We start from the raw sequence: 12,339 nt of genomic DNA on the forward strand, positions 1-12,339 counted from the left end.
GTCCATATCTATGCCACTATATATATTAAAAATAACGGGTTCTACTGCTAAGATGGGTTCAGTTTATGCCATAGGTATATATTTTGGAATGGTTGCTCTCCTATTTTCAGGATATTTGGCTGATAATTATAATAAAAAGTATATACTTGTAACCTGTGATATGCTTTCAGCTCTTATTTTAATCTCCTCCTCTTTTTTCTTCAATGGCGATGAGAATGATATTAAAATAATACTGCTTATTCAAATTCTCACTAGTTTTGTATACCGGATTTTCTCCACCTCCTTATCCGCTATTATCCCTCAACTGTTTAAAGATGAAAACTTAGGGCAAATAAACTCTTTGAAATCCTCTTTATCTGCTACTGCTAGTATAGTTGCTCCTGTTATTGGTACATTCTTATTTTTAAATTATGGAATAAAAGCGGTTCTAATAGTGAATGGATTTAGTTTTTTTATATCCGCTCTAATTGAGTGTTCTCTAAAATATCTCTTTATAAAAAAGAAAGATCATTCACCTTTTAAAAAGAGTATTTTAAGGTCAACTTTTAAAAGTATGAGCGGTGTTATAAGAGCTGATATAAATATCTTAAAGATATTTATAGTGGCCTTAGTTATTAACTTTATTGTGAGTCCTATATTTCCAATTTTGTTACCTAAGTTGCTTCTGTCCACCGATTTAGAAAAAATCTATGGAACTCTTGGAAGTATTGTTACCATAGGAGTTCTTATTAGTAGTTACTTAACAGGTAAGTTAATTATTAGATTTAAACTACTATCTATGCTAAATATAGGTATATTTATAATTGGTTTTTCCTTTGGAATATTGGTTTTAAAAGATATCTCTCAAATCTATCTCTATATTTTTAGTTTTATTTTTGGGCTTAGCCTATCTTTCATTAACATTCCTATAGATTCCTACTTCCAAGAGAAAATCTCAGAACAATATCTAGGAAAATTCTTTTCCTCATTGGATTTTATTGCAGAGTTGCTCGTTCCTCTTAGTCTATTTTTATTTGGACTTCTTTTGGAGTTTATAGCATACCAATATATATTTCTAGTTTTTATTATAATAGCTTTCTCTTTAGCTCTATTTTTAAAATTTTATCACTCTCCATAAAAAAACTATGTTTACTTTTTAAAACTATGCTATACTCTAAATAGTATTTTTTTAGGAGGTAAAAATTTGAAGAGTTGTTTAAAAAAAGATTGTTCTGGTTATTTCTATATTTTTGATACTCCATTTGGCCTACTTAAAATTGAAGAGATCGATAATAAAGTTATCAAAATTGAGCTCAATAACCCTACCTCGAGTAGAACTTTTAAACTCACAAAAACTTTGGAAAAAGCATTTAAAGAGATTGATGAGTTTTTAGAAGGCAAAAGAAAAAAATTTACTTTTAAAATAGATCCCATTGGAACAGAGTTCCAAAAATCTGTTTGGAATGCACTTTTAGATATTCCCTATGGGGAAGTTAAATCATATAAAGATATCGCTATTGCTATTGGCAATCCAAAAGCATGTAGAGCCGTTGGAATGGCTAATAATAAAAATCCCATCCCTATTGTTATACCCTGTCATAGAGTGATTGGGTCCAATGGAAAACTTACAGGCTATGCCTATGGTTTAGTTTTAAAGGCTCACCTTTTAAATTTAGAAAAGGGTACAAAATAATTTTGTACCCCTTTTTTTATGCCTCAATAGCCCTTTTATAAAATACCTTTTCAGCTATATAAACTGTTATTAAATTACTAAAAAATCCAGGTAATAACTCATACATATAGCTATCTAATCCTATAACTTTCCACATTAAAAATACAAACATTCCAACTAAAATTCCAGCTAGAACACTTTTACTATTTACATTTTTAAAGTAAAGAACAGATAGTATAGCTGGTCCAAATATTGTTCCAAACCCTCCCCAAGCATATGCCACCAGTGACAATACTTTAGCATTTTGATTCAATGCAAACAGTAGAGCAAGTAGCGCTATAACTATCACACATACTCTTCCTACCCACATAATCTCTTTATCAGAAACATCTTTTTTCATATATCTATAAAAATCCTCAGTTAAAGTAGTTGATGATACCAATAGCTGTGAATCTATTGTTGACATTATAGCTGATAAAATTGCAGCTAATAAAATTCCAGCCACCCAAGGATTAAATAGCTCTTTTATCATATAGATAAATATCTTTTCAGCATCTCCACCTAACTCTGCAACATTTTTAAACAGTGGTATTCCTAAAAGTCCTATTGCAATAGCTCCAATTAGAGAGATAATAACCCATATCATAGCTATTCTTCTAGATTTTTTTAACTCTTTCACATCATTTATACTCATAAATCTAACCAAAATATGTGGTTGTCCAAAATATCCCAATCCCCAAGCTAAGGATGATAATATCCCTAAAATTCCTATACTCTCTCCATTTTGACTAAATATATTCAATGTTATACCTTTTAACTCTATCCCTTGCTTAACTGTTTCCATATCTCCTATCTTGTAATATGCAGCTAAAGGAACTGCTATTATAGCTATAAACATCAAAGCACCTTGGAAAAAATCTGTCCAACATGAAGCTAAATATCCTCCCATAAATGTGTACGCAACTATTGTTACTGCTCCTATAACTACAGCCACCTTATAATCAATTCCAAGTATTGATTCAAATAACTTTCCAGCTGCAACTAGCCCTGATGATGAATAAATCGTAAAGAAAAATAGCGTTCCTAAGGCCAATATCTTTCTTATTGTACCTTTGTCATCTTTTAACTTTTTCTCTAAAAAGGTTGGCAAAGTTAGTGTATCCTCAATCTCTGTTTCCACTCTAAGTTTTGGAGCTACAAATTTCCAGTTTAAATATGTTCCCACTGTTAAACCTATAACAACCCAGATTTGTCCAAATCCAGATAGATAAACTGCTCCAGGTAATCCCATAAGCAGCCATCCACTCATATCACTAGCTTGAGCTGATAGCGCTGTTACCCAACTTCCAACCCCTCTTCCACCTATTAAGTAGTCCTCTGAGTTAGAAGTTTTTCCATAGAAATAAACCCCTACTCCTATTAAAAATAGTAAATATGCTCCAAATGTAATAAACGTTTCCAATCCTATCATCTTATACTCCTCCCAAATTTTTAATAAAAATAAAAGAGGGCCACCTAAGTACAACTGTACCTAAGTGACCCTCATCAAAAGAATCCTATAAAAATAATCTTTTTAAAAGTTATTTTCCCTTAGATACAGATCCAACTTGTAACACAAAATGGATCTGTATCTAAACATAAACTAATGCTTAAAACACAAATCCCTATCTAGGGGGGATGGGTTGTCTATTTACATTATTTGAAATAACTTGATCTTTCTTCACTAGAACTCTCCTTTAATTTTTTATTTTCATTATAGTAACATATGAAAATTATTTTGTCAATTTTTATTTCCAAGTTGATATTCCCTCTTGAGAATTAAATACATTTTTAAAGCCCTCTTCTAAAAGGATTAAAGCAGCTGTTTTAGACCGAACTCCACTTCTGCAAAATGTTATATATGTCTTATTCAACTCCAACTCACTGACTCTTTCTTCCAATTCATGAAGGGGAATATTTAAGCTATTCTCCACTGATTTATCCCAATACTCCTCCTCTGTTCTAACATCTAAAAGTATTGTATTCTCTTTTTTCAATAGCTCTTTTACTTCATTTTGATTCAATGTCTTATATCTTTCCATATTTTTTCCTTAATTAAATAGAGGTTTAATCTCTTCTACCCAAGCTTTTATTCTATCTGGTGTCTCGTTATCTTGATTACTTTCATCCAGAGCAAGACCTACAAACTTATTATCTATAACCGATTCAGTTTCCTCATAACTATACCCCTCTGTTGAAGTAAATCCTACAACTTTAGCACCTTTAGCTATCACTGCATCATATAACTTTCTCATAGCTCCAACATATGACTCTCCAAATGCAAATTGATTTCCTACTCCCACTATTCCTACCACTTTACCTGAAAAATTCATGTTTTTTAGCTCATCATATACATTTTCCCAATCTTTTTGTAACTCTCCAACCCCATATGTAGGTGAAACTAAGATAAGATTTTCAATTCCTTCCATATCTTCAATTCCATTTGCTACATCATATACTTCGTAGTTCTCTCCTCTTAAATAAAACTCTATCTCATCAACTATTCCAGCTGTTATTCCAGATGTTGTTCCATAAAAAACTCCTATTTTTTTCATGATTAATTTCCTCCTAAGTTCTTTAATGCTGTTATATCTTTTATCACTTCACTGGCTATAATAAGTCCTGCCACAGATGGTACAAAAGATATACTTCCCACGTTGTTTTGCTTCTCTCTATTATTCTCTAAATTTTTAGGTTTCATTGGTAACTCTCTTGAAAAAAGAACTTTCACCTTTTGAATTCTTCTCTTTTTCAACTCTGCCCTCATTACCTTTGCCAAAGGACAAACAGATGTTTTTGTTATATCCGCAATCTCTAACATAGTTGGATTTATTTTATTTCCTGTTCCCATTGATGAGATAATAGGAATATTTAACTCCTTTGCAATAGTTATTAGATCTAATTTTGCTGTTACTATATCAATTGCATCAATAATATAGGTATATTTTTTCTCTTTTGAAAAAAACATATCTCTTTTATCTTTAAAAAACTTTTCTTTATAGGCATTTACCTTTATATTTGGATTTATTGAAAGAGCTCTCTCCTTTATAACTTCCACTTTATCTTTCCCAACAGTCTCTTGAGTGGCTATTATCTGTCTATTCAAATTTGTTATATCAACGGTGTCGAAATCAACAACTGTTATCTCTCCAATACCTGCTCTAACTAAAGCTTCTACTGCAAATCCTCCAACTCCACCTACTCCAAAAACAAGTACATGGGAATCATTTAATTTTTTTAGGTTTTCAGTACCTATTAATAACTCTGTTCTTTGAAAAATCATCCATTTACCAACCTTATTTATATTCTTTACTAATTACATAAAGATTATATACTAAAGAACTATAAAATACAAGTTTTTCTTTAGAAACTCTTGACAATTTTTTAAAGTTTATGATATATATATTTTATTAGCCACGTTATATGTGGAGTGCTATTTTTTTTAAGGAGGATACAATGAAAAAAGAAACAAAAGTATTTCAAGCTGAAACTAAAGAACTTTTAAACCTTATGGTACACTCTATCTATACTCATAAGGAGATTTTTTTAAGAGAACTTATCTCAAATGCCAGTGATGCTACTGATAAACTAAAATTCAAAGCTCTTACAGATACTCATATTTTAGACTCCTCTGAAGAACTTTGTATAACTATCGCTCCTAATGAAGAGTTAAAAACTCTTACTATTACTGACCACGGAATTGGAATGACTTTTGAAGAGGTTGTTGAGAATATTGGTACTATTGCTAAGTCTGGATCAAAAGCTTTTTTAAGCACACTGGAAGAGGCTAAAAAAAGTGGTGACTTAAATATAATTGGACAATTTGGAGTTGGTTTTTATTCAGCATTTATGGTTGCTGATAAGATAGTTTTAGAAACTAAATCTCCATACTCAGACAAAGGGGTTAGATGGACTTCTACTGGAGAAGGAAGCTATGAAATCGAGGAGATTGATAGAGAGGATAGAGGTACTTCAATCACTTTACATCTAAAGGACAATGACGAAGATAAAGAGTTTTTAAATGAATATAAAATAAAAGGACTTATAAAAAAATACTCTGATTATGTAAAATATCCAATAATGTTAAATGGTGAGAGAATCAACTCCACTAAACCAATTTGGAAAACTCCTAAGGATGAGTTAAAAGATGAGGATTACAATGAGTTCTATAAATCCACTTACCATGATTGGCAAGATCCTCTTTTCCATTTTAACTTCAATGTACAAGGAAACTTAGAGTATAATGCGATTCTATTTATTCCTCAAGTTCCTCCTTATGATCTTTACACAAGAGAGTATAAAAGAGGACTTCAGCTATATACAAAAAATGTTTTTATAATGGATAAATGTGAAGAGTTAATCCCTCAATATTTTAATTTTATAAAGGGATTGGTTGACACTGATGATCTATCTCTTAATATTTCTAGAGAGATTTTACAAAAGACTCAACAACTGAAAGCTATCTCTAAAAATTTAGAGAAGAAAATCATAAGTGAGTTTGAAAAATTAATGGCTAATGACAGAGAGAAATATATAAAATTCTGGGAAGTTTTTGGAAGACATATAAAATTTGGAGTTCATGAAAACTTTGGTTTGAATAAAGATAAGTTAGAGAATCTTCTTCTTTTCAAAAGCTCTAAAAATTTAGAGTACACATCTCTTAAAGAGTACGTTGAAAGAATGAAAGAGGATCAAAAAGATATCTTCTATGCAGTTGGTGAGAATATAGATATTCTTCAAAAAATGCCAAAGGTTTTAAATGTTATAAATAAAGGATTTGAAGTTTTATTCCTAACAGAGGGTGCTGACGAGTTCGCCTTAAAAACTATGAACTCATTCCAAGAAAAACCATTTAAATCAGTTAATGAGGTAACATTTGAAACTGAAAAGGAAAAGGAGGAGATTAAAAAACTTTCTGAAATCAATAAATCTCTTCTTGATAAGATTAAAGATACGTTAAAAGATAAAATTGTAGAGATTAAACTTAATCCTGAACTTGGAGATAGCTCTGTTTCCCTATCTTCTAAGGGTGAAGTATCCCTAGAAATGGAAAAACTTTTATCTCAAATTCCAGGTAATGAGGGAGTTAAAGCTGAAAAAGTTTTAGAAATAAACCCAAATCACCCTCTCTTCAATAAACTTCAAAATGCTTCAGAATCAGAACTTCAGGATTTAGCAGATATACTTTATAGTCAGGGACTTTTAATAGAGGGATTTGCTCTTGAAAATCCATTGGATTTTGTTACAAAATTAAATAATATTTTAAGTAAAAAGTAAAAATAAGGAAGGGCAACCCTTCCTTATTTTATTTTGCTTTACATACTCTTTATTATACCCATTTTATAGCAATATAAAAGTTTTTTTAGCTCTTTAACTTGCCCTTTTAACTCTTTTCCTATATCTGTATCTTTAACTTTAAGTCTCTCTTTCTTACTATCAACTATCTCAGTTGTAGATTGAAAATCTAAACACTTTTCCACAGAATCCCCTATATTTTCAAATGGCTTATGACAGACTAGTCTTTTTCCATGAGAGTTAAATATCAGTGTATAACCTGCAATACCTGTTGTTGATTGATATGCTTTTGAAAATCCACCATCTATTAGAATTAGTTTTCCTTGAGCTCTTATAGGTGTTTCTCCATTTCTTACCTTAACTGGAACATGTCCATTTATTATATGGGAATACTCATCCAATATTCCAAACTCTTTTAAAACTCTTTCTGCTACCTCTTTGTTCTCTGAAAATTCATAGTAGTAATCATAGTTTTCTCTATGTGTTTTCTTATCTGAGAAAAAGTATCTTTCAAAAGTTCTCATCTTATCTTTACCAAAAAGTGGTGAATCTTTACCACACCAAAGGTACCATATAAAGTCCTTTCCTCTAATGCTATCATCTTCATAGTATCCCTCTCTACAAAGTTGATCACATTTTTTAAAAAGTCTCTTACCTGAGTATTTTTTTCCAAAGATATCAATCTCTCTAAATCCACCCTTTTCATCTAAAGGCATACATCCATGAAATAGAAGGTTGGAATTTCTTTTTAAATAGACACTTCCTTTTTCCAATAAAAATTTTATGTGTTCCTGAAGTTTTTCACTATTTCTAAAACTTCTTATCAATCCATCCACAACCTCTTTTTCCCTTTCATTCAACTCATAGATATTATCTTTATTTAAAGTCAAATACTCTGCACTGTCCAGATGGTGAAGTAACAATCTATCCTCCATTTTAAATGTTGGATTTCTTTTTATTACCTCTCCCTCCAATTTAAATTGAATGATAGCAATCGCCTTATGCATTTTCGATAATAGCTCCTTATCTGTGGGACTCTCTTTTGTTTTAGATTCAAACCCTAAACATGGATCATCCCCATAAAATTCTAAAGCTAATGTAGCTAGAGGTAATAGATTAATTCCATATCCATCCTCTAAAATTTCTCTATTGGAATATCTTAAACAGATCCTAATAGCATTCGCTATACATGCCCCATGACCACAAGCTGCTCCCACCCATAAAATATCATGATTTCCCCATTGAATATCCACATTGTGATGTTTCATAAGTTTATCCATTATCTTATGGGGATAGGGTCCTCTATCATATATATCTCCCACTATATGAAGTGTGTCAACAACTAATCTCTGTATAAGCATACTCACATTTATTATAAACTCTTTACCCCTACCTATCTCTATTATAGTAGTTATAATCCCCTCTATATAATCTTTTTTATTTTTTTCTTCAGCTCTCTCGTATAAAAGTTCTTGAATAATATAGGAAAACTCCTTTGTCATAGCTTTTCCTACCTTTGATCTAGTATATTTAGAGGAAACTACTTTTAAAACTTCCAATATTCTAGGTATAGTTTTACCATACCACTCTTCCATATCTGTGCCTAAAGACTGAATGAGCTCTATCTTCTCTTTGGGATAATATATCACTGTTGCCAATTGATTTCTCTCTTTCTCTGGCAAATCTGTAAATATATTTTCAATTTTTTCTTTTATTACACCTGAACAATTTTTCAAAACATGATTGAAAGCTTCATACTCCCCATGTATATCACTTACAAAATGCTCTGTTCCCTTAGGGAGAGATAAAATCGCTTCTAGATTTATTATCTCTGTGGCTGTTTCAGCAATTGTTGGAAAATTTTTAGCTAAAAGTTTTAAATACTTAAACTCTTCCTCTTTTACATTCATCTTAACTCATCCTTTTTAATATAGCACTTTGAGCTGATGCAACTATTGCAATTGGAACTCTAAATGGCGAACAGCTAACATAGTTAAATCCTAACTCATTAAAATACTCTATACTTTTAGGATCTCCTCCATGCTCTCCACAAACTCCTATCTTTATATTGGGTTTAACACTCTGACCTAACTCCTTAGCTAAAACTATTAACTTTCCTACTCCACGAGTATCTATTGATTGGAATGGATCTCTTTTCATTATATTTTTAGCTTTATAGTGATCTATAAATTTTATAGAATCATCTCTTGATATTCCATAAGTTGTCTGTGTTAAATCATTAGTTCCAAATGAGAAAAATGCACTTTCTTCCGCTATCTCATTAGCTATTAAACATGCTCTTGGTAGCTCCATCATAGTACCTAATTTGTAATCTATGCTCTCTTTTTTCTCTTCAAAAACTTTTTCTATCTCTTTTAATATACTCTCTTTTATATACTTGAATTCACTAATTCCACCAATAAATGGTATCATTATCTCTATCTCACAACTTCCACCTTCACCTTTACACTCAATGGCTGACTCTATTATAGCTCTTGCTTGCATCTCATAGATTTCAGGGAAAGTAATTGCCAATCTACACCCTCTATGTCCTAACATAGGGTTTTCCTCTTTTAACTCTTTAATTCTATTTTCAATATCTCTAGGAGCTTTATCCAATAGTGTTGCCAACTTTTGTATATCTCTATCTGTCTTAGGCAAAAATTCATGGAATGGGGGATCTAATAATCTCACATTCATAGGTAATCCATCCAGTTTATGTAGCATTTTTTTAAAATCAATCTTTTGAAGTTCTAAAAGCTTTTCTAGAGCTTTATCTCTATCCTCTTTTGTACTAGCTATTATCATCTCTCTAACACTCCAGATTTTTTCATCCTCAAAAAACATATGCTCTGTTCTACAAAGACCAATTCCTTCAGCTCCAAATTTTTTACCCACTATAACATCGGTTGGAGTATCTGCATTCATTCTAATCTCCAAAGTTTTAAACTCTTTACACCACTCTAAAAACTCCTTTAACTCCTCACCAAGTTCACCCATTTTCAATTTTATAGCGCCCTTATAGATATCTCCATTATATCCATTTATAGATATAATATCCCCCTCTTGAATCTTTTCACCATTGATTGTAAAAAACTCTTCGCTTGGGTCTATCTTTATATCCTCACATCCAGTTACGCAACATTTCCCCATTCCTCTTGCCACAACAGCTCCATGGGATGTAGCTCCACCTTTTACAGTTACAATCCCTTTAGCTAAACTCATGCCTTTGATATCTTCTGGGGAAGTTTCCACTCTTACTAAAATTACAGATTCTCCTTCTTTTATTCTGTCTGTGGAAAGAACTACTTTCCCCACAGCTACTCCTGCTGAACCTGGTAATCCTTTCCCTAGAAACTTTTTTCCAGCTATATCACTATCCTCAAATGTTCCATTGAAAACTTGTGGTAATAGTTCTGTATCTACCATTAAAATTGCTTTTTCTTTGGAGATTATCTCCTCTTTTACCATATCTACCGCTATTTTTACAGAGGCATTTGGACTTCTTTTCCCATTTCTAGTTTGAAGTATAAATAGTTTTCCATCCTCAATTGTAAACTCAATATCTTGCATATCTCCATAGTGTTTTTCCAGAGATTTTGCTATATTTGAGAACTCCTCATATATATTTGGAAGTTGATTTTTCATTGTTTCAATAGAATAAGGGGTTCTTATTCCAGCAACGATATCCTCTCCTTGAGCCTCTAATAGGTACTCTCCAAATAACTCATTCTCTCCTGTTGATGGATTTCTTGTAAAAGCTACTCCCGTTCCAGATAACTCATTAAAGTTTCCAAAAACCATCTCTTGTATTACAACAGCTGTTCCCATGCTCTCATCTATGTTGTTAAGCTGTCTATATATCTTTGCTCTTTCATTATTCCAAGATTTAAAAATAGATTCAACTGCCATTAAAATTTGCTCCTCTGGATTTTCAGGAAAAAACTCTCCTGTTTCAATCCAGTATAACCCTTTAAATGCCTCAACAATCTCTTGATAACTCTTTTCTTTTGAGTACTCTTTAACTTTTGCAAACTTCTCTCTTGAAACTCCTTTTACAATCTCTGCAAACATCTCAATAAATCTTAAATATATCTCATACACAAACTTCTCATTCTTTGTTTTTTCAATTAACTTCTCCACTGTTTTATCATTTAAACCTAAATTTAGTATCGTATCCATCATTCCTGGCATAGATACTGGTGCTCCTGATCTCACTGAAACCAATAAAGGATTTTCTCCCTCAAATCTTTTACCAGTTTCTATCTCTAGCTTTTTTACTCCCTCTTTTATATCCTCTACCATACTCTCTGATAAAGCATTTCCATTTTTAAAGTAATTTTTACAAGCTGTTGTAGTTGCTATCAACCCATTTGGAATAGGTAGTCCTATCTTTTTCATCTCTACTAAGTTGGCTCCCTTTCCACCTAGTATCATTTTTTCTAAACCATACCCTTCGTTAAATAAGTAAATATTTTTCATTTTTCTCTCTCCTGAACTTTCTAATTTTTTTAATTAAAACTATTCACTTTTTTCTTTGTTCTTATTTTCTAATATATCCAGTAGTAATTTACTCACATTTGTTTTAGTAAATCTCCCAACTACTTTATATATCTCCTTCCCATTTTTCTCTGTGATTCTAACAACAGGTACTGAATCTATCTGATGTTCAATTATTTTTTTTACACAATCCTCTATCGTTTCATCCTCTGTAGAAAATATTATGTTAGGCATTCTTGTCATTATAAGATTTATTGGTATCTGCTCAATATCTCTTTTCCCAATAGCGATTCTAAGCAGATCTTTTCTTGAAACAATACCTGAAAGGTTCCCATCCTTCGTAATGAATATTGTTCCAATATCTTTTTCAAACATAAGAAGTACTGTTTTGTAAACTGAATAGCTTTCATCTATAGTTATTGGCATTCCCATTATATGTTTTACTAGTGTTTTATTATTTGATTCTACAAAAGCTTCATTATAAGTGTATCCTACTTTTTGCTTTGATTTTATTATTGACATTTTTTTCAATATTGAAAAGTCTGTTCTTAGGGCTGATCTAGTTATATATATCATTTTAGCTATCTCATCCCCTGTTATAGGCCCATTTTTTTTTATTATCTCTACAATCTCTCTCTGTCTCTCCGTTAACTGCATATTAACTCCTTTTTTAAAGTGCGCACTTTATTTTTAAAAATAACTTTGTTTTATTAAAATTATAGTAACATCTACTCTTAAAAATTGCAACATTTATTAAAAAGTGTACATTATTTATTGAAGTATATATTTACATTTTATTTTTCTTCTCTCTTTCTAATGGCTTTTTTTTTCCTTTTTAGGTATAATATTTTAGG

At 31.3% G+C, this 12,339-nt stretch carries 10 protein-coding genes; 3 read left to right on the plus strand and 7 right to left on the minus strand.

Going from position 1 to position 12,339, the window contains the following annotated elements:
- On the plus strand, nucleotides 1–1,117 hold a 1,117-nt coding region (locus ACMOUI_RS04740; protein ID WP_418964588.1), incomplete at its 5' end, for an MFS transporter.
- A gap of 66 nt (nucleotides 1,118–1,183) precedes the next feature.
- Nucleotides 1,184–1,672, plus strand: coding sequence for a methylated-DNA--[protein]-cysteine S-methyltransferase (locus tag ACMOUI_RS04745; RefSeq protein WP_418964589.1), 489 nt, complete (start codon nucleotides 1,184–1,186; stop codon nucleotides 1,670–1,672).
- Nucleotides 1,673–1,688: 16 nt separating this feature from the next.
- On the opposite strand, the gene putP is transcribed toward ACMOUI_RS04745, so the two are convergent.
- From putP to ACMOUI_RS04765, 4 genes are all read right to left on the minus strand, one after another.
- A complete protein-coding gene (putP, locus tag ACMOUI_RS04750; RefSeq protein ID WP_418964590.1) occupies nucleotides 1,689–3,122 on the minus strand; it encodes a sodium/proline symporter PutP in 1,434 nt (477 codons plus the stop codon).
- A 316-nt stretch (nucleotides 3,123–3,438) separates the two neighbouring features.
- On the minus strand, nucleotides 3,439–3,732 hold the full coding sequence (locus ACMOUI_RS04755) for a rhodanese-like domain-containing protein (RefSeq protein WP_418964591.1): 294 nt from the start codon (nucleotides 3,730–3,732) through the stop codon (nucleotides 3,439–3,441).
- Between the two features lie 9 nt (nucleotides 3,733–3,741).
- Complete coding sequence (locus tag ACMOUI_RS04760) at nucleotides 3,742–4,245, minus strand: flavodoxin (protein WP_418964592.1); 504 nt, start codon at nucleotides 4,243–4,245, stop codon at nucleotides 3,742–3,744.
- A 2-nt stretch (nucleotides 4,246–4,247) separates the two neighbouring features.
- The gene (locus tag ACMOUI_RS04765) at nucleotides 4,248–4,973 is read right to left on the minus strand and encodes a ThiF family adenylyltransferase (protein WP_418964593.1); all 726 of its coding nucleotides are present in this window, start codon (nucleotides 4,971–4,973) and stop codon (nucleotides 4,248–4,250) included.
- 173 nt (nucleotides 4,974–5,146) lie between these two features.
- On the opposite strand from ACMOUI_RS04765, the gene htpG reads away from it, so the two are divergent.
- Nucleotides 5,147–6,967: a molecular chaperone HtpG gene (htpG, locus tag ACMOUI_RS04770; protein WP_418964594.1), complete on the plus strand. Its 1,821-nt coding sequence runs from the start codon at nucleotides 5,147–5,149 to the stop codon at nucleotides 6,965–6,967.
- A gap of 38 nt (nucleotides 6,968–7,005) precedes the next feature.
- Here the strand turns inward: htpG and ACMOUI_RS04775 are convergent, their stop codons facing one another.
- From ACMOUI_RS04775 to ACMOUI_RS04785, 3 genes are read right to left on the minus strand one after another with little or no spacing between them, the layout of a single operon-like run.
- Nucleotides 7,006–8,895 (minus strand): fructose-1,6-bisphosphatase, encoded by a 1,890-nt coding sequence (locus tag ACMOUI_RS04775; RefSeq protein WP_418964595.1) that lies wholly within the window; start codon nucleotides 8,893–8,895, stop codon nucleotides 7,006–7,008.
- Between the two features lies 1 nt (nucleotide 8,896).
- On the minus strand, nucleotides 8,897–11,467 hold the full coding sequence (gene ppdK, locus ACMOUI_RS04780) for a pyruvate, phosphate dikinase (protein ID WP_418964596.1): 2,571 nt from the start codon (nucleotides 11,465–11,467) through the stop codon (nucleotides 8,897–8,899).
- Nucleotides 11,468–11,506: 39 nt separating this feature from the next.
- Nucleotides 11,507–12,142 carry a helix-turn-helix transcriptional regulator gene (locus tag ACMOUI_RS04785; RefSeq protein WP_418964597.1) on the minus strand — a complete coding sequence of 212 codons (636 nt, stop codon included), beginning with the start codon at nucleotides 12,140–12,142 and terminating at the stop codon, nucleotides 11,507–11,509.
- Nucleotides 12,143–12,339: the final 197 nt, after the last annotated feature.

The sequence above is a fragment of the Cetobacterium sp. genome (assembly GCF_048470075.1).
Classification (GTDB): Bacteria; Fusobacteriota; Fusobacteriia; order Fusobacteriales; family Fusobacteriaceae; genus Cetobacterium_A.